Consider the following 19,520-nt stretch of genomic DNA (forward strand, 5'->3'; position numbering starts at 1 on the left):
ATCTTTTTCTTTTTAATTATTGATTAAAGTCTGGATAAAGTCCGTTTGTGCATATAATAAAGTTAAGTGCAAAAGAAGGCTGCACATTGTTATGGCTTCCGCCCCCCCCTGTTCCACTGTTAGTATAATCTCCAGAAATGGCTACAGATTTACTGTTCAGGATTACCGTAGGAGCACTATTACCATATTTTAACACCGGATTGAATGATCTGCCTGAACCTGAGCCTGCTGTTGCCAGCGTGGCATTGGCTGTTGCAGCAGTTTGCGAAGCATTTGCCGAACTTACATTAAGGACCGCTTTTACATTTGCAACTCCCTGAGTAGTGGCAACATGAATATGTGCAGGCATTTCTGCAAGAGTTAAAGTATGTGCACCCTGTCCACCAGTCTGCGCCAGTACACGTGGAGTAAGATTCGGTCCCTGACCTGAGCCAATTGGCACCCGGCCTCTTAAATCTGGTAAAGCAAAATTTGTAACGCCATCACCTCCGTATTTTTTCCCCAGTAATACGTATAATAACTGGTACTCATTAATATTTAATAAGCTGCCATCACAAAGATGCCAACCTAATGGTATTCTATTTAATGGCCATAATATAATGGCTCCTGCATATACATCTATCATTTTCTAATTTTTAAGGTTAATCATTGAAGTCTGGATATACTGGTCCGTCAATACTAATAATTGCATTTAGCACTAAATAGGGCTGCATGTTGTTATGGGCTTGCGAACCTCCTGTAGTAGCGTTAACAACTGTAACACCACTACCCTGTGTGTTTACACCTATAGATCCAAGGTTTAGGGTAGTATCAGGGTCAGACATTACAAAGTTTTGTCTGGGCGTAAAAACTCCCCCTGTGTTTGTTCCTGCTACTGAAATAGAACTACCTGCAGTAGGAACTGATGCTCCGGCATTGTCATTGCTAACTGCAAGTGTAACTACTCCGCCTATATTTCCTGCATGCGAATGCAAAGCCATTTCATTAACATTTAAAGTATGCTGAGCTTCTCCTGTCGTTTTTCCCAAATCTAAATTCACAGACCCCGGAATTTGTCCTTTTCCTACAGGAATGTAAGTTCGCAGATCAGGCAATTTAAATGTGCTTTGCCCGCTTCCTCCATAAGTTTGCCCAATGAGCGAATAGAGTGCCGGATATTGATTAACCAGCAACTCCTGTCCCTGACAGAGCAAATACCCTGCAGGCGCCCAATTTAAAGGCCATAAGATAATTGACGAATAAAATGTTTCCATATATGTTTAGTGATTTATGTTAAATTGGGTTCAGGTATATTAACTGTTTCAAAACTTTGCCCAGCCTGCACACCTAAAGCGGCCAGCTTAAATCCCGATAATATCCCATCAGTAGTTTGCACTACGTTAATTCTTAAATATTCGTTCTGTTTGCAGGCAACAAAAATTCCGCTATCGGGCTGGCTGTGAACAATCATTCCGGGCTTATAGTCTGCAGTTGATGATAAGGTAGCAGGCGTAACTTCTAAAATGCTAATGGGTTGATGGTTTAAATAAGTAATCGCACCGCCATAGCATGGATTTGCTGCGTTTATCAGATTTTCTATTTCCCCAGCGCTCATCTGCTCCCAGTTTATGGTAAGATCTTGCTTTTCGGGTCTTTTATAATAAGTTGAGTTTTGTTGTGCCTGTAATTCAGGCAAATTGTTGCCACTGTACAACTCCTGTGTAAATTGTATCAGCATATTTTGCACTGCCATAGCGTAACGGTTATTGCAAATACCCCAATTCTCACCGGGTATAAAAGGGATTTGCTGCTGCATTACTATTTCACCCTCATCAAAATCTTCATTAACCTTATGGATAGAAATTCCACCCATGGTTTCACCATTTTTGATTTGCCAGAATACCGGATCGGGCCCTTTATAGGCAGGAAGCAAGCTAAAATGCACATTATAAAATCCCTGCTTAGGAATATTGAATATTTTTTCGGGTATACGATAAGAAAAAACAAACATGATAGCCAAATCTGGCTGTAGGTTATTCAGGGTAAGAACCAAATCCTCATGCAACTGTTTTCTGCTCACCTGGTAAAAAGAAATGCTAGCTCTGCTACAATAATCCTTAATCTGTACATTATGCCCTTGCAATTTATCTGTAGAAATTACAGCCTGTAGCCAGTCATTTTTTTGGAAATGGCCCAATGCGGGCAAAACAGCAAGATGGTTGGCAAAAACAATAATCTTCATCAATTAGTTATTATATGGTCTTTCAACATCTATCCGGCATATACATTAAATCCTGTCTGTTCGCCCAGTTTATAAGCAAACCTCAATGTTTTTGCCTGGCTGAAATCTCCTTTTACGCTATAAGGCAATGTCAATGAGCAATCGTTATAATTAAGTTTATTTGATTTATAGACCGTTATATTTGTTGTAAGCACCAGTTTAGATACTATTTCCTGGTCTGGTTCATAAACGACCTCCTGAAAAAACCATTCATCAGCACTTGAACCTGCAATAATTTCACGATAGCTTTCTTTGTTAAATCTACCCAGCTCTTTTAAAAACAAGGGTTCATTCTCTTTTCGGAGTGCTGCCAAAGCAACAGTTATTTCTTCAGGTATAAGTATGGTATTTCCGGGTAGTTGACTGGCTAAATTGAGCATAATTGCTATTTGTGGTTCATTGCGTAAACCACCATTCATGGTTTCACTTACCACAATATCTGCTGTATCTGTTACCTTCCAGGTAGCCGCATCGGCCAAAACAAATTCTTTTACGTAGACATTCAAATCAAGTATGGTTAAAAGCTGTTGCAACTTTTTGTAGCTAACCGGATTAATCTCCAGCAATGTAAATTGCACCTGATCGGGCCTGAATTGCATCATGGTTGGAATTGCCAAGGCTGCAAGAGGACCAGTACCCGCGTAGATTACCTGTATTGGTTTTGTAGTTTGTTTAACGAGACAATCTTTCACAGCCTCATAGATCCCCCTGCAGAAACGTTGTGTCCTTAGCACTTCACGCACACAAGCCGCAGCCCAGAATGGACCGATCGCTTTACCTGTATGGGTAAAAATATCTTTTCTCTGCTCATTGCTTTCACTGTTTATATTGGTTAGCTCAAAGAGAATAGAAGCGTACTCATTTATAGCAAGGGCTAATGCAGGATGAAAATCTCCGGGCACTAATAACGCATCGCTTATATCTTTTAATCTTTCCTTTAGTTGTACAATATCAGCTCTCTTTTGCATGACAATCAGTATTTTTAAGGAGAAGACGTTATTTTAAAAATCAATTTTATACTATAAACCCAAAGATAGCACGGGGTAAAGGTTTAATCCTATAGACCTAAGGGTCTTTTTTCCATTAATTCTTTTACAACCTAAAAAAATTAATAAAGCCTCTTGATATCCTTAAAATTTGTTATTCGGCAAGAAACTATTTATATAAATAGACGTAAAAGGAAGAGGTTAGAGGTAGAAAAAAGTAATGCTTAGTTTATCCCTATTTGTATAATTGCCAAAATATTCCAGATTATATCCTATTTTTCTAAAATGAAATTAAGGCCGGCTCTCAGCATTTATTTATATATTTTATTATCGCTTCCCTCTTTCTGTCTCGGAGAAGGTGTCTTTATATCTGAAAAAAATGCTGAAGCCCATACTTTACTGAAACCTTTTTTCTATGCGATAGAAGATTCTTCAGACAATTACTCTGCCAAAGATATCCTGCATAAGCAACAATCAGACTTCAGTCTGCTAGAACAACTTAAGCTTAGCGCCCCAGATCATACAATATGGCTAAAAACCACGATACAAACTTCCAAAGATCTCCTGCATAGAGATTTTCATTTGAGCTTCGACCATCTAACTTTTGTTGATCTCTATCTTTTTAAAGACGACAGTTTAGTTACGCATAGACAAGCGGGAGTATTTAGAAAACAATCAGAGATTTCTGCAGGCGATCAGCGGCTCGGCTTCAACCTGTTACTGAACAAGGCAAGCAATTATCAGTTACTATTAAAAATAAAGCACACCAAGAAATATCCCCCCATTTTCAATTTTCAGTTACAGGATGCCTATGCTTATCTCGTAACAAACAGAAATTTAGATCTCACCAATGCATGGTTACAAGGCGCCCTGGCTATATTATTTTTATATGCCTGTATCTCCTGGTTGGTTAACCGTTACCGGCCTTTTGTGTGGGTAGCTTTATTTTTATTATTGATAGGGCTTTATGGCTTTTCTTTGCAGCCGCAATATATCGATCTGCTATTTCCCTCTTATCCCGAAACCGGCTGGCTGTTGGTTCTGGTATACCTGCATTCGGGTATCATCAGCTTCTATCTGCTTATGGCAGATTTCCTGGAGATTAAAAAGAATGACGCAACACTTTATCGCTGTCTTATGTATGTTATAAAAGCGATTCCGTTTTTCACCTTGTTATGTCTTACGAATAATATACTCACTTCCAATTATTATCTCACTAATCAGATTAACCTTTATATTTCTATTGTTCACTTATCTTGTATAGGGTATACATTTTTTACCTTATGGAATAAATTAGATAGCGGCCAACGATTTCTTTTATACGGTATTATTGTCTTCGCAGCAGGTGCCATTGCTTTAGTGGGTATCACCTTTGTATTAAATGAACAGGGTTTCATATACGCGCCCATTATAACAAAAACTACCATTATACTGATCGCTATATTATTCCTGGCAGGGATAGGCAGAAAGCTGAGACAGCACGAACAGGAGAAAATCGCTACGCTGAAACTGTTAAATAAGCTACATAGTGAACACAATGTTCTGATAGAACACAAGGTAGAAGAACGTACTATTGAACTGCAGGCTATGAACAGTAAGTTAACACTGCAGCAGGAAGAATTGATCAGCCAGCATAACCATATTCAAACCCTGATGGATGAGCTTAACCATAGGGTAAAGAACAACCTGCAGATGCTATATAGCCTAAGTACCTTTCAATTGCCACAAATACAAAATGAGAAAGGCAAACAGGTGTTAAATGAAATGCGCAGCCGTATTAAGGCCATGATGTTGGTAAATGAGCATCTGAATACGGAAACCGAGAAGCAATTTGTACAGGTATCTTCCCTTACAAAGGAAATCAAACAGCATATACAATATATTTATGACCCTCAGCGAACGGTTAAAATCGAGCTGGATATTCCTGACAATTTTTCACTAAGCACTAAACATTCTTTACCTTTTGGATTGATATTAACCGAACTTTTCACCAATACATTCAAGCATGCCTTTGAGCCGGAATACATTGCTCCCTCTATTAAAATTGGAATCTTCTTAGCCGAAGAAGAAATACAGTTAACTTATAAAGACAATGGCAAAGGTGCGGAAAAACTAGATACCCGTTCATCAATGGGAATATCCCTTATACATGATCTGGCGAGACAATTAAAAGGACAACTACAAATAAACACCAATTCTGGATTCAATTATCTTTTCACTTTTCCTAAACACTAAACATGATACGCATTTTAATTATTGAAGACGAGATTGTCATTGCCCGATTCATTGAACAGCAGCTTAAGATCATTTCTCCATGTAAAGTTGAAATCGCCCTTTCTATCGAAGAGGTAGAACAACTACTTCCCGAGTTTTCCCCGCAATTGGTACTGTGCGATATTGAACTTAACGATAAGCTGGATGGTATTGAACTGATTAAATCTTTGAAAGCGTCTTATTCGTTTGAACTAATTTTTATTACATCTTATCAAACCATCAACACCATTAACAGAGCGTTTGAACTTGCTCCAGCGAATTATATCATCAAGCCTCTGGATGAAAGCAGACTATATGCAGGAGTTCTGCCGGTAATTAAAAAGATATCCGCAAACAGCGACACGAAAAATGATATTGCTGAACTCCAGAAACAGGTTAGTCAAAGCGAACTGAATATCCTCAAGCTAATTGCTAAACAAAAAACAACTAAGGAAATCGCCGATATATTGAATTTAAGTCCGTCTACAATTAAAAATCACCGACACAGCATTTGCAGAAAGTTGAATCTGGGGGAAGAGACAAATGCTTTGTTAACCTGGACATTAAAAAATCATAAATTGTTGGAGACAGGTTGAACCAATATTAAAAACTAATACAGAATAATTTAACGAATAACGTGAGTACAGAATATTTAGCATGATCCTATGCCGTTCATTGTGTACTCACGTTAAATAATTAAAGTGGATTTTTACCGAATAAGCACTCCGGCTGTTTTGACAGACTTTAATACCACTCTCCCACCATACAATACGCCATACACAATTTCTCCTTTCGGCAATGGGATCTTAAGAACCAGATTATCAACACCAGAAAGATCCAAGGGTGCCGTCAGATCATCTGCAATTGAGCTTAGCAAGAAAACCTTTTTTCCGGCCGGTATATTTTCGGCTTTGAAAAACAGATAGAGCTGAAAAATTCCAAAAACAAAACTTCCCCCTTTTGATAATAAAGAAAGAGGCCAGTCCCATTTCTTTTTCATATCCATTAAATAATCTTTATGCTTACCAGCTACCCGAAGTCCAATTCGTATTAATGCAAAGACCAATACAATCTGCAGAGTTAACCTTAGCCATGCGGGCCATTTATCTAATCTGGTTCCCATAATTGTTACACCTCCGCCAATATAGCCAACTACGGTCGTAACGTATTTTGCAGCATTACATATTTGTGCTGCCGTACCAAGCATAGAAAGCACTACCTCTGTAGAGGTTTTTACACCTTCTATAGGCGTAGCTTTTACAACGGTATCTGTAAAAGAGTTTTCTAATGCTAACCGGATTTCGGGTACTCTTTTCACTTTTTCTATCCCATAAGATATTGTTGATATCAGATTTAAACCAAAATGGGCACATCGGATAATGTCTTCATAAACACTTTCATTTGTTGTTTTAGTATCTGTTGCCATATTTTTAAATTATAGAGGAGCTTAACCTGTTTGAAAATTCTTCTTTTGAGAGTTGCGAAAATGGTGCTGTCCCATTTATCAATTTATAAGCAATCGTCATAGGAATAGCAACTAACAGACAGCTAAAATCCAGAATAGTCAACGCGTGACCATTGTTTACTTTTTTATATATTTCGGAAAGAATAGGGATTCTGATTTCCGCATTAAGAAATTCTTTTATTATCCCAATACAATCAATCAGCAAATCAAAAAGTGCTTTTACTAACTCTTCTATCAATTCAAAGGCTATCTCTACCAATACTTGTCCCATTCTTTTAATAAATTCTCCTAAAGGAAGTTCGCCTTTGAACAATTTAGCTATCAAATCCACTATCTTTTTCAGATGAGGATCTTTTGTCTGACCAGAGAAGTCTTTCAATGCTTCTGTATTTACTCCATTGGTATTCACACTTCCACTACCGAACATCACTTCTTTTTTACTGTTTACCCAATTCGGCCTGTTATCTACCGTATTCTCGGCTCCCATTTGCTGATTTGCTTTTGCCAAATCGCCCAACGATGTATTTAGCCTATCATCTTTCAATTCATCAAAACCGACTGCTTTGTCAACTTTCCTTTTCAGTTCCCTGATATTTTCAACCACCAGATTTTTCAAGCCGTCGATTTGAGGAACTACTCCATCTAAACATTTATTCACCGTCATGCTCAAAGCATCCTTAGTATCCAAGATATCTTGCCAGTCGAATAAGAAAGCCAGAAACTCTACCAGGTCCTTAAAGAATACTTTAACTTTTTCCCAAATCCTTTCTAAAAATGCAAAGGCTCCTTTTGCTGTATCAACAATCCAGTTAACCACTTTACCTGCAATTTCTATCACAAACTGAACCCCTTCTTTAACTTTGTTTATCACAAATGCGGTTACTTCTGTAAATCCCTTTTTAATGCTATAAAAGAGATCGCCTAATGTATTTCCTGTTTCAGTCCAAAGATTACCAGATACAGAACCGGATACCGCCAACGCTACCGTTCCATTTGCAGTAATTTGATTGCCTGATTTTGAATTTGCACTTTCATGTCCCAATTGTCCCGCTGTGGCAGCCAATGTGTTTATAGTTTTAGCTATTTCATCTAATTCTTTGGCATTATAATTTCCGGCAATCAACAAGTCTCCATTTTGCTTTTTTGCATTGGACAAATCTTTTCCAGATGTAATCTTTTCTTTTATCTTCTCCTGTAGTCCCTGTGTAGGGTCAATAACTAAATCTGTATCTAAAAAATCTGCGGCTATAACGATTGGCGCTGCAGCTATAGAATCTAAAGGACAAACAATATTAATGTAGTCAGAGAAATCCAGACCAATTGATTTATCCGACACTAAAAAATATTTTTTATTGTTAATGTATATCACCATATTCTCTTTTCCTGAAATATGGATTTGCCCTTCAACCGGCTTTGGATTGCCATTACTTAAATGCAGATCTATACTATATGTATTAATCTTAACGGTTGCATTTAAATCAGATACCTGTATTGGATGTTCTTGCCAATGTTTACTCACCTCATCCTGCCAAAAATGAATCAATTTTGATTGTTCGGAACCAGTATCAAATAAAAAAAGCTGATTTGTAAAGTTATCGCCCTTAATGGCTGTAAATTCGGTAATACCCTCATGCATTTTCAGCGGTAATGTCCAGCGTTGTATGGTATTAAGGTAGTTTCCCCTGGCATCAATTTGCTGAAAGGTATTGGTTATGTAATACAGATACCTATCCTTTTTATCTAAAGCCCAAATCGTTACATCATCATCATTTTTAGAAACATCTATTTTACTATAGCTTATCGTTTTGGGAGCAACTTGTTCTTTTTCATCATCCGGGCTATCAAATTTGAAGATTCCTTTTCCGGCAACATATAATATGCTGTTACCTGCTTCGTCTTCCAAAAGATCGAAACAGCTGATTACTTCTCCTGTTTCAAATCTGTATTGTGATATTTCTGCCCCTTCCTTTTCAGGAAAGCTTTGAAAAAGCATAGTTCCATTCTTTCCAATTTCATAAAGCACAAACACACCATAATCGCCGTATAAACGTCCAACACTTAATTGCTTCGCTTGTATAGTATTTTCGGGAAGTGTATAGTTTTCTGGCTGCCTATGATATTCGAAGTAGTGATATAAAGCATCTGTTTTCTCAAATGACGTACTAAACAACACTCCTCTTTGATCCATAGTAATGTGATCTACTATGCGCGATGGCTGGCTTAAACGCTTACTCTCATACTTTAAGTAACTTTTAAATTGTTCTAAATGCGTTTGATTTAAAACAATCTCTTCTGAAACCAAAAGTTCGGATAGTTGATTTTTCCGCTGGCTAAAACATATCCTGAATTTTTGATGTACTTCATCATAATAGAAGTCAAAACTGCTTACTTCGTAACCTGCTTCAGACAAAGACACCATATCCCACCCGGCATCACTACCACTAGCATTGATTATAGCTGTAAGTACACCGTTTTTTCCAATAAAAAAAATAACGGCTTTATCTTCTCCAAATTTCAAAGACTGAATTCCCTTTCCTTCATTTACCGCACTTTCAGCCACATAATTTTCCATAAACTCGCACTGATATTGCACAGTAACTCCGTTATATTCTTTTCTTTTTGAATTTGATTTTATCATACTCAAAATATTTATTGATTAATTATTTATGTTAAAGCGTAAGCGATATCAAAAAGTACAGCATCGCTATTATCTTGTTTTCCGTTTAATAAACGGATGTCCTTAAAAGTGTAGACATTAGAGCCTGGTAAAATCACCTTATTGGAGAAATCCTGTATACCCTTAAAGGTCATCTCTCCTAATTCGCTCCCTATCCTACTCAATAGGCTTTCGGTATAAGCCATTTGTACACCGGCAATTGCAGCAAAAAAGTCTGAAATTCCAGACCATAGCCTATCAAGCCCATGTTTATATTCTGGGCCATCCGAGTCTCTTCCGACCAACGGAGCTTCATATAGGGGTTCTATTTCTATTTTACCTTCGCTAGATGCCCTCAACCTAATCTTCAATGTTCCTTCTTTTCCCTTCTTCTTGTTAATTTCATATTTTCCATTTGTAGAGAATTTCTGGTTTACGCCTACTGTTCCTATCAGTGCTGATTTTTCTTCATGAACATTACCAGAAACCTTGATAATATAGTCTATAGAAATACATTTACTTTCCTTTACATCTCTTATCCCATCCTTTTCTAAGCTAAAATCCATACTGGCGCCCCCCTTACTACATTTAAAAACTACCTTACTTTCGGATCTGCTGTCACTGTCATAATATCCAGAATCCTCAAAAGATTCTTTAAAGGCCTCAGTTACCTTTGCCGTAATGGTGTCTAAATAATTGTTTTTAAAGGTTTGAAAATCTATTGCAATGACACCACTAGCGGTAGTTGTTTTGTCTGAGGCTGATTCTACGAGACTCTTATCTATCCGCCCACCCTGAGGTGCTTCTGGAAATTGGTGATGATCTGTCAGCAGCAGAAAATTAAATGCCGATTCACGTACATTATTGCTATACGATATGGAAAAAGATGCTCCGGTGGGATATAGTAAAGCTTTATCTCTTTCTATTAGTTTTTTCTTTCTAACAGTATAGCCTAATATATAGGGATTATCTTTATTGCTTCCCAGACTTTTAAAATAGTTAGCTAATGCTATTTGTAAATAGGTAAGCTTTGAGATACCCTTAGGTAAAAGACTATCTTTGACACTATATTGATTAACGTCAGCCCGCTGAAAATCCAGAAATATAGAATCTATTAAAAAATCATTGTCATTAAAACCTTCTTCCCTAAGTTTTTCTTCAGATTTCTCATCCAGCATATACATATCTTTACTGGTGATCCTTAATTTGGAAACAGGGACCCTAAATGCATACTCCATTCCCGCCAAATCACATTTATTCATGTTTCCATTTTTGAAATAGCAGAATTCACCTTCCTTTATAATTATTTTGAATAGAAGTTCTGTATGACTGTCTTTGAAAAAGGTTACCTTAAATCCCGCTACAGTAACGTCCATTAAGATATCGTAATTTGCATAATCTGTTATCCTGGTCTCGTCTTTTTGATTGAGCCAGGCTTGCCGGGTGATTTCAAAATTACTGCCTGTATTAGCGATATACTCGCCGTCTAGATTGCTTAAAAAGTGCCATCGGTCTGAAACACGCTTTTGTTTTAAAAGCTGGTTGAATTCATAACTAACTTTACTGTCAGATAATGCCAGAACCATATCGTACTGGCCCAAATTCATATTATTCCCCATTTAATATCTTCTAACTTTTTAATAGATTAATTAACAAAACGAATATATTAAAGGAAAAAACCATCTGATATAGACCCTTAGGTTCTATTTAACGACGGCTTTCATGAAATTGACAAGAAAAATTCTAGAAGTGAGTTATCTTACTTTCAACTATATACTATAAAGTAACTGGACTGACTTAATCCATCGCGATCAATAAGATATATGACAACTCTTAACACAGGCTAATGCGTAAGAACAAGTTTAAAGAACAAGGAACAAAGATCAATGTTGCCACTCAGATATCAATCAGAACATTCAACTAATGGTTCAATGAACTGAGTGTAATGAACAACGCTAAAAGACCAAGGAACAAAGACCTATGCCAACATTTTTTTTTGAAGGACATAGATTCAAACTTCGGTCCCTGGTCTTCCGACTTTATGAACTAGTACGCCATCTTCCCAAATCTATACCCCACTACCACATCAAATATGCCTCCGCTAAAACCTCTTAAATGTAATGGTTCAGAATTATACAAAGCAGAAACAAACAGTCCACTTCTGTCCAGATAGCCCATGCCCCCTGTAAAGCTCCGGTTGCTATGGTACATGGTGTAGAAACGTAACTGATCCGCATTCCATTCCGCTGCAACATCCCACTGGTTTTCATAGTTCTTTATCCCTCGATAGGCAAACATGGGCTTTACCCCAAAGCTTCCATCAAACCTGATCTTGTAGCTCAATGAACTGTAGAATGTAGCGTAATCTACTGTTGAAATACGACTGTAGCGTTTCTCGTTCAGACTCAGGTAGCTGAACTGTGCCTCTATATCTTTATACTGATAGGTTATACCCAGGTTCCCATCGAGATAGTTTTCCCGATCGTTGTATTTTGCCAATTCAGTATCGCTGATACCGCTGGATGTCGCCCGGCCATAATCCAAGCGGTCCTGAGACCAGCTTATTGATACACCAAAGCGTAACGCATGATCTTCTGAAAATGGCACTTTGTACGAAAAGCTTCCCATCGCTTGCGTCTTTCCAATAAGTCCCGCTTTATCATTGATAATATTTATTCCAAAGGACGCCTTACTGTTCACTGGCAGACTCCCCGAGATGGAGGATAATACCGGTGCTCCATCTATTTTATTCCACTGGTTGGAATAGTTAACAAACACCTCTGGTCTGCCATGATTGCCTGCCATTGCAGGGTTTACCAGGTATTCATTCTGGAAGTACTGACTTTTTAAGGGGTTCAACTGTGCTTTTGCCGCACCCCCTCCTATAGCTGTCAGTAATAATATTATGAGTATGTATCTTTTCATTCTTGTTGGTCGTTATTCGTTGTTGGTTGGTCGTTTTTCGATGAATGAAAGAAGCTCAGGCATCCGTCTCCGGTCGTCCCTTCCCGGATACCTGAACTTTCTATTTCACTCTCTCAACTTTATTTATTACTTACTATCGTTATAAATCCTCTGGTCATCTTTCTTTGCGGTTGATTATCGTCAAAATGGATTGTATAAAAATATGTACCCGGAGCTAACGGCAAGCCATTCAATGTTCCATTCCATTCATTTTGATAATTTCTCACCTTGTATATAATCTTTCCTGATCTGTCTACTATAGTCAGGGTATGGTTCGGATAGGCATCTATATTCTTGATTACCCAATTATCGTTCACGCCATCTCCATTTGGTGTAATGAAATTCTCTGCTTCTACAGCAATATAATCCTCTTTCACTTCCAGGGTGATGGTTGAAATACTCTCACATCCATTGGCATTCCTTACCAATACTGTATAGGTAGTGGTCTCCATTGGACGGACCGTTAACACAGCGCTGTTCTGACCGCTGATGATACCGTTTGCTGTCGTCCAGCTGTAGCTTGTACCGTTGTTGCTGCTTACGGTAAGTACCGCTGTTTCTCCTTTACTGATACTGGTTCCTTTGTCACTCACTATCGTGTTTATTGGTAGCGGGTTCACCGTCAAGGTTCCTTTTACATAGCTGAAATCATAGTTAGCCGATACGCCTCCCGATGGTACCAGTTCGTAATTACCCGCAACGCTACCTGTATTGGCCATGGTGCTTACCGTTGGCCTGCTCGTCAGGCTGTTTTCATTGTCACTGTATTTAAATCCGCTGTAGCTTACGCTGAATGCCGGGTTATTTGTTCCGTAGCAGCGCGAGCTATTGTTCGCCGCAACGGTTAACAATGCCTTATTGATCACCAGGTTTGCCGGCTGGTAGCTCAGGTTATAGTTATTACTTAAGGCAACTGTTCCCTGTTTGATCGCATAGCTGCCTGCATTCTGTCCGTTATCGCGTTGCAGCGCACCTGTAAAGGTATCTCCGTTCACCAGGTTGCCTGTAGTGATCTGGTAGGTCAGCGCAGGATCGTTATCGCCATAGATCTTAGCTTTCGCATCTGCCTTGATGGTGACCGGACGGGCTGTTACCGTTAATGCCGCTGCGTTGCCTGCTGCCTGCTCTAAGGTATAGTTCTGTGCGCTTAAGCCGCTGCCAGTTATCGCATAGCTGCCGATACCGCTGGCGTTGCTGGCCGCTGTGCTAAAGCTCAGGGTTCCCGTAGTGGCATTGGCCTGGGTATCCCCTGTTACGAAACCGGTTACCGTTCCTGTTAATAATGGGTTTGCATCTCCATATACTTTTGTTACCGGCGAGGCTACATAGCTGAGTTTAGCCGGGGTAACGTTAGCTGTTGTAGCTGCAGTATTATTGAATGTGTAGTTCACTGCGTCCGATCCGCTGATACTGATACCGCTTACACTTACCGCTTTGTTTGCTCCTACATTCTTATTATCAAACGTGGCAGCTGTATTTGCCAGAGTCAGTACATCGCCTGTTACACGGTTATCGCTTAAACTTACCGTTGCATTCGTATTTCCGTCATACACCTTATCTGTTGCCGTTGCGCTAATGGTTAAGGCTTTTGCCGTGATGTTCGCTGTTGTTGATGCCTCGGTATTGAAAGTATAATTTGCTGCATCTGCTCCGCTGATACTGATACCGCTTATGCTTACCGGCTTATTGTTGCCTATATTCTTGTTGTTGAACGTTGCCGTTGTATGGGCTAAAGTCAGTACATCTCCGCTTACACGGTTATCGCTTAAGCTTACAGTAGCATTCGTATTTCCATCGTAAATCTTGTTGTTGGCTGTAGCCGTAACCGTTAAGGCTTTTGCTGTGATGCTGGCCGTAGCTGAAGCGGTAGTATTAAAGGTATAGTTAATTGCATCTGCGCCCGTTACGCTGATACCGCTTACGCTTACCGCTTTGTTGGTTCCTACGTTCTTGTTGTTGAATGCTGCATTGGTATGGGCTAAAGTCAGTACATCGCCTGTTACACGGTTATCGCTTAAGCTTACCGTTGCATTCGTATTTCCGTCATACACCTTATCTGTTGCCGTTGCTGTAATGGTTAAGGATTTCTCCGTGATGCTGGCTGTTGCTGATGCTGTGCTATTGAAGGTATAATTACCTGCATCTGCTCCGCTGATGCTGATACCGCTTACGCTTACCGCTTTGTTGGTTCCTACGTTCTTGTTGTTGAATGTTGCATTAGTATGGGCTAAAGTCAGTACATCATCTGTTACACGGTTATCACTTAAGCTTACCGTTGCATTCGTATTTCCGTCATACACCTTATCTGTTGCCGTTGCTGTAATGGTTAAGGATTTCTCCGTGATGCTGGCTGTCGTTGATGCTGTGCTATTGAAAGTATAATTTGCTGCGTCCGCTCCGCTGATGCTGATACCGCTTATGCTTACCGCTTTGTTGGTTCCTACGTTCTTGTTGTCAAACGTTGCGGTGGTATTTGACAAAGTCAGTATATCGCCTGTTACACGGTTATCGCCTAAGCTTACCGTGGCATTCGTATTTCCGTCATACACCTTATCTGTTGCCGTTGCGCTAATGGTTAAGGATTTCTCCGTGATGCTGGCTGTCGTTGATGCTGTGCTATTGAAGGTATAATTACCTGCATCTGCTCCGCTTATGCTGATACCGCTTATGCTTACCGCTTTGTTGGTTCCTACGTTCTTATTGTCAAACGTTGCCGTTGTATGGGCTAAAGTCAGTATATCGCCTGTTACACGGTTATCGCCTAAGCTTACCGTGGCATTCGTATTTCCGTCATACACCTTATCTGTTGCCGTTGCGCTAATGGTTAAGGATTTCTCCGTGATGCTGGCTGTCGTTGATGCTGTGCTATTGAAGGTATAATTACCTGCATCTGTTCCGCTGATGCTGATACCGCTTACGCTTACCGCTTTGTTGGTTCCTACGTTCTTATTGTCAAACGTTGCGGTGGTATTTGACAAAGTCAGTACATCTCCGTTTACACGGTCATCGCTTAAGCTTACCGTGGCATTGGCATTTCCGTCATACACCTTATCTGTTGCCGTTGCTGTAATGGTTAAGGATTTCTCCGTGATGATGGCTGTCGTTGATGTTGTGGTGTTGAAAGTATAATTACCTGCATCTGTTCCGCTGATGCTGATACCGCTTACGCTTACCGCTTTGTTGGTTCCTACGTTCTTATTGTCAAACGTTGCCATTGTATGGGCTAAAGTCAGTACATCATCTGTTACACGGTTATCGCTTAATGTTACAATTGCATTGGCATTCCCATCGTAAATTTTGTTGTTGGCTGTAGCCGTAACCGTTAAGGCTTTTTTGCTTACGGTTAAAACCTGTACTTCATCGGCGGCAGCTTTGTAAAAGTCATTTCCTGCCTGACTGGCGGTGATGTTAGCGGTTCCGGCTCCCACGATATGTATTTTACCGGCAACTATGGTTGCTACCGCTGGGTTATCAGAATTGTAACTGATGGTTAAGCCCGACGTTGTTGTGGCTCCTGCATCAAAATCTGCATCGCCGTAGGTTTTGTTCGTAAATGCATTAAAATTAATGATTTGTGATGCTTTAGGAACAGCCGTTACTTCTGTACTGTAAGTACTTTCATTATCTGCCTGATCTACTGCTGTTATACGGTAATAATAGGTAGTTCCGTTATCCAAACCACTATGAGTATAAGTTGTTAATGGAGGTATCACAGTTTGTAATAACACTGTAGCATTGCTTGTTGTACCTCCATAAACCTTATAACCTACCAGGTCATTTTCTATGTTAGCGCCCCAGTTCAATTCATTTTGTTGATGTCCTGCTGCTACCGTAAGGTTAGCTGGTGCCGCAGGAGGTGCATCAATAAATATAGTTTTGGTAATACTACATAAATTCTGATCGGTAATCGTTACCGTATAATTACCTTCGGAAAGACCTGTTGCTGTTGCTCCCGTACCTCCTAAAGGTGACCATGAATAAGTGTAAAGTCCTGTTCCTCCAGAAGGCGTTACAGTCGCTGTACCGTTAGAACCTCCATTATTGCTTACATCTGTTTTCGATATAGTTGCATCAAGTGCTGTTGGTTGCGTAATGGTAAATGTTTTGGTTCCTATACATCCATTAGCATCGGTAACCGTTACGGTATAGGTACCTGCAGATAAGCCAGTTGCTGTGGCTGCTGTTCCTCCACTTGGTGCCCAACTGTATGTATAACCCGGCGTTCCACCTGTAGGGTATACAGTAGCGCTACCATTAGATCCTCCATTACAGCTTACGTCTGTCTTGCTTCCCGCTGTAGTATTTAGAGCTGTGGGCTGTGTAATGGTAAATGATTTGGTTCCTATACATCCATTAGCATCGGTAACCGTTACGGTATAGGTACCTGCAGATAAGCCCGTTGCTGTGGCTGCTGTTCCTCCACTTGGTGCCCAACTGTATGTATAACCCGGTGTACCCCCTGTTGGCGATACTGTGGCAGTCCCGTTAGAGGCTCCATTACAGCTTACATCTGTCTTGCTTCCCGCTGTCGTATTTAGAGCTGTGGGCTGTGTAATGGTAAATGTTTTGGTGCCCGTACATCCATTAGCATCGGTAACCGTTACGGTATAGGTACCTGCTGATAAGCCCGTTGCTGTGGCTGCTGTTCCTCCACTTGGTGCCCAACTGTATGTATAACCCGGCGTCCCCCCTGTTGGCGATACTGTGGCAGTACCATTAGAGCCTCCGTTACAGCTTACATCTGTCTTAGACCCAGCTGTAGTATTTAGAGCTGTGGGCTGTGTAATCGTAAACGATTTGGTGCCCATACAACCGTTAGCGTCCGTTACTGTTACCGTATAGGTACCTGCAGATAAGCCCGTTGCTGTGGCTGCTGTTCCTCCTCGTGGCGCCCAACTGTATGTATAACCCGGCGTTCCGCCTGTAGGAGATACCGTAGCGGTACCATTAGAACCGCCATTACAACTTACATCCGTCTTGCTTCCCGCTGTCGTGTTAAGAGCTGTGGGCTGCGTAATGGTAAATGTTTTGGTGCCCGTACATCCATTAGCGTCCGTTACTGTTACTGTATAGGTACCTGCAGATAAGCCCGTTGCTGTGGCTGCTGTTCCTCCACTTGGTGCCCAACTGTATGTATAACTCGGTGTACCCCCTGTAGGGGATACTGTGGCGGTACCATTAGATCCTCCATTACAGCTTACATCTGTCTTTGATCCTGCTGTAGTATTTAGAGCTGTGGGCTGTGTAATGGTAAATGATTTGGTGCCTGTACATCCATTAGCGTCCGTTACTGTTACTGTATAAGTACCTACAGATAAGCCCGTTGCTGTGGCTGCTGTTCCTCCTCGTGGCGCCCAACTGTATGTATAACCCGGAGTTCCGCCTGTAGGAGATACCGTAGCGGTACCATTAGAACCGCCATTACAACTTACATCCGTCTTGCTTCCCGCTGTCGTGTTAAGAGCTGTGGGCTGCGTAATAGTAATACTTCTTGTAATCTGGCAATTATTAGCATCGGTAATGGTACAGGTATAAGTTCCTACCGCCAATCCAGATGCCGTAGCAGCCGTTCCTCCACTCGGTGCCCAACTGTAAGTATAACCGGATGTACCTCCTGTTGGAACTACCGTAGCAGTTCCGTTAGACGCTCCGTTACAGCTTACGTCAGTTTTTGTGATAGTCGCATCCAAAGCCGAGGCAGGTTGATTTATAGTAAAACTTTTTTGTATCTGGCAATTAATAGCATCAGTAATAGTACAGGTATAGGTCCCTGCGGTAAGGCCAGTTGCTATTGAGCTTGTGCCACCACTGGGTGACCAGCTGTAGGTGTAAGAACCTATCCCGCCTGTTGGTGAAACTGCTGCTGAACCAGTAGCGTTACCGTAACAAAGCACATCATTTTTAGCAGTACTCGCCGTCATGTTCGAGATGCTTAATGTCGCATTATTTGAATTACTGAAACAAGAACTACTACCATTCATAGCCTTGCAACGATACTGGTAACCACTCATTGTCGCCGTAGCCCCAGTAATAGTAAGCGTATTAGTAGTAGCATTAGAATATACGCCTCCATTGGAAATATCAGTAAACCCAGCACCTGTATTTACCTGCCATTGATAGGCCGTTGCACCAGTAGCTGAACTGGTAAAAGTGGTATTGCCACCATTACAGATGGAACGATTAGGTGGATTCCCTGTAATCACAGGAGCTGTGCAAGGATCTGTATCATCCGGTCCCACAGTTAGGTCATCTAAATTTAACCCCGACAACCCTGAAAAAGTTAAAGTTACATCTGTTACACTGATATTTTTGTTTTGAAGAAATGTAGTAGTATTTGCGCCATAAACTTCATTTGACAAAGCGGATCCTGTATAAGCAACCGTTAACCATGGAGCGGAATAACCAGATGAAGAGTTGGTATACTTTAACCATACGCCATAGAATTTGAATCGCAGTCCATCTTTTCTTTTAATTGTAACAGGCATTGTTGAAGATGGGGCATAGCTAAGCGAAGTACTATTATTATTTCCTCCTGTTGACAAATATACCCAAGTATCATTACCCCCATTTGAGATTTGATAAACCACACCATCGATAGTAACTTCTGCTATCTGTTTCCATGACGGTACTCCTGGATAATCAATAAATGTTGGAACTGTAGAAAAACCATGTGTTGTTTGTGCATTTGTATCAAATACTTTGAGATTAAACAACAAAAGAAACGAAGTTAAAATTCGTAAAAATTTATTCATAATCATACTGTTTAGCTATGCCGGGATAAAGAGGATTTCTTTCTCCAAGCATAGTATATTGAAAGTTTAGTGATGCTAAAGTGATTATAAAACAAAACTTAACGGTTTACTTTTCTCAAAAAAAACTTCAGTTTTTGAATAGTTAGAGAAAATAAAACGTCAAACCGGCTTCTCCTATCGAGAT

The 19,520-nt window shown here is 40.2% G+C and carries 11 protein-coding genes; 2 read left to right on the forward strand and 9 right to left on the reverse strand.

What is annotated here, in order from left to right:
- Positions 1 to 16: 16 nt before the first annotated feature.
- Genes PEDSA_RS12135 through PEDSA_RS12150 form a run of 4 tightly spaced genes read right to left on the reverse strand, consistent with a single transcriptional unit; the run spans position 17 to position 3,228 of the window.
- Positions 17 to 625 (reverse strand): phage tail protein, encoded by a 609-nt coding sequence (locus PEDSA_RS12135; RefSeq protein ID WP_013633447.1) that lies wholly within the window; start codon positions 623 to 625, stop codon positions 17 to 19.
- A gap of 16 nt (positions 626 to 641) precedes the next feature.
- On the reverse strand, positions 642 to 1,253 hold the full coding sequence (locus PEDSA_RS12140; protein WP_013633448.1) for a phage tail protein: 612 nt from the start codon (positions 1,251 to 1,253) through the stop codon (positions 642 to 644).
- Positions 1,254 to 1,267: 14 nt separating this feature from the next.
- Complete coding sequence (locus PEDSA_RS12145; RefSeq protein ID WP_013633449.1) at positions 1,268 to 2,221, reverse strand: methionyl-tRNA formyltransferase; 954 nt, start codon at positions 2,219 to 2,221, stop codon at positions 1,268 to 1,270.
- Between the two features lie 29 nt (positions 2,222 to 2,250).
- Positions 2,251 to 3,228: an SAM-dependent methyltransferase gene (locus PEDSA_RS12150; RefSeq protein ID WP_013633450.1), complete on the reverse strand. Its 978-nt coding sequence runs from the start codon at positions 3,226 to 3,228 to the stop codon at positions 2,251 to 2,253.
- 303 nt (positions 3,229 to 3,531) lie between these two features.
- Between PEDSA_RS12150 and PEDSA_RS12155 the strand changes: the two genes are divergently transcribed.
- Positions 3,532 to 5,481 (forward strand): sensor histidine kinase, encoded by a 1,950-nt coding sequence (locus tag PEDSA_RS12155; protein WP_013633451.1) that lies wholly within the window; start codon positions 3,532 to 3,534, stop codon positions 5,479 to 5,481.
- Between the two features lie 2 nt (positions 5,482 to 5,483).
- Entirely contained in the window at positions 5,484 to 6,095 is a 612-nt protein-coding gene (locus PEDSA_RS12160; RefSeq protein WP_013633452.1) for a response regulator transcription factor, read from the forward strand.
- A gap of 113 nt (positions 6,096 to 6,208) precedes the next feature.
- Here PEDSA_RS12160 and PEDSA_RS12165 read toward each other — a convergent pair whose 3' ends face one another.
- The 5 genes from PEDSA_RS12165 to PEDSA_RS12185 all read right to left on the reverse strand — a co-directional run bounded on the left by PEDSA_RS12165 (position 6,209) and on the right by PEDSA_RS12185 (position 19,336).
- On the reverse strand, positions 6,209 to 6,925 hold the full coding sequence (locus PEDSA_RS12165) for a hypothetical protein (RefSeq protein WP_013633453.1): 717 nt from the start codon (positions 6,923 to 6,925) through the stop codon (positions 6,209 to 6,211).
- A gap of 4 nt (positions 6,926 to 6,929) precedes the next feature.
- Positions 6,930 to 9,602, reverse strand: a complete 2,673-nt coding sequence (locus PEDSA_RS12170; RefSeq protein ID WP_013633454.1) for a hypothetical protein — start codon at positions 9,600 to 9,602, stop codon at positions 6,930 to 6,932.
- Positions 9,603 to 9,628: 26 nt separating this feature from the next.
- On the reverse strand, positions 9,629 to 11,227 hold the full coding sequence (locus tag PEDSA_RS12175; protein ID WP_013633455.1) for a hypothetical protein: 1,599 nt from the start codon (positions 11,225 to 11,227) through the stop codon (positions 9,629 to 9,631).
- A gap of 439 nt (positions 11,228 to 11,666) precedes the next feature.
- Positions 11,667 to 12,545, reverse strand: a complete 879-nt coding sequence (locus PEDSA_RS12180; protein WP_013633456.1) for a PorP/SprF family type IX secretion system membrane protein — start codon at positions 12,543 to 12,545, stop codon at positions 11,667 to 11,669.
- 119 nt (positions 12,546 to 12,664) lie between these two features.
- On the reverse strand, positions 12,665 to 19,336 hold the full coding sequence (locus PEDSA_RS12185) for a YDG domain-containing protein (protein ID WP_013633457.1): 6,672 nt from the start codon (positions 19,334 to 19,336) through the stop codon (positions 12,665 to 12,667).
- Positions 19,337 to 19,520 lie beyond the last annotated feature (184 nt).

This window comes from Pseudopedobacter saltans DSM 12145 (assembly GCF_000190735.1).
GTDB lineage: Bacteria > Bacteroidota > Bacteroidia > Sphingobacteriales > Sphingobacteriaceae > Pseudopedobacter > Pseudopedobacter saltans.

Coding starts and splice junctions, on each gene's coding strand:
- PEDSA_RS12135 (WP_013633447.1), bottom strand. CDS start 625: ATGATAGATGTATATGCAGGAGCCATTATATTATGGCCATTAAATAGA.
- PEDSA_RS12140 (WP_013633448.1), bottom strand. CDS start 1,253: ATGGAAACATTTTATTCGTCAATTATCTTATGGCCTTTAAATTGGGCG.
- PEDSA_RS12145 (WP_013633449.1), bottom strand. CDS start 2,221: ATGAAGATTATTGTTTTTGCCAACCATCTTGCTGTTTTGCCCGCATTG.
- PEDSA_RS12150 (WP_013633450.1), bottom strand. CDS start 3,228: ATGCAAAAGAGAGCTGATATTGTACAACTAAAGGAAAGATTAAAAGAT.
- PEDSA_RS12155 (WP_013633451.1), top strand. CDS start 3,532: ATGAAATTAAGGCCGGCTCTCAGCATTTATTTATATATTTTATTATCG.
- PEDSA_RS12160 (WP_013633452.1), top strand. CDS start 5,484: ATGATACGCATTTTAATTATTGAAGACGAGATTGTCATTGCCCGATTC.
- PEDSA_RS12165 (WP_013633453.1), bottom strand. CDS start 6,925: ATGGCAACAGATACTAAAACAACAAATGAAAGTGTTTATGAAGACATT.
- PEDSA_RS12170 (WP_013633454.1), bottom strand. CDS start 9,602: ATGATAAAATCAAATTCAAAAAGAAAAGAATATAACGGAGTTACTGTG.
- PEDSA_RS12175 (WP_013633455.1), bottom strand. CDS start 11,227: ATGAATTTGGGCCAGTACGATATGGTTCTGGCATTATCTGACAGTAAA.
- PEDSA_RS12180 (WP_013633456.1), bottom strand. CDS start 12,545: ATGAAAAGATACATACTCATAATATTATTACTGACAGCTATAGGAGGG.
- PEDSA_RS12185 (WP_013633457.1), bottom strand. CDS start 19,336: ATGAATAAATTTTTACGAATTTTAACTTCGTTTCTTTTGTTGTTTAAT.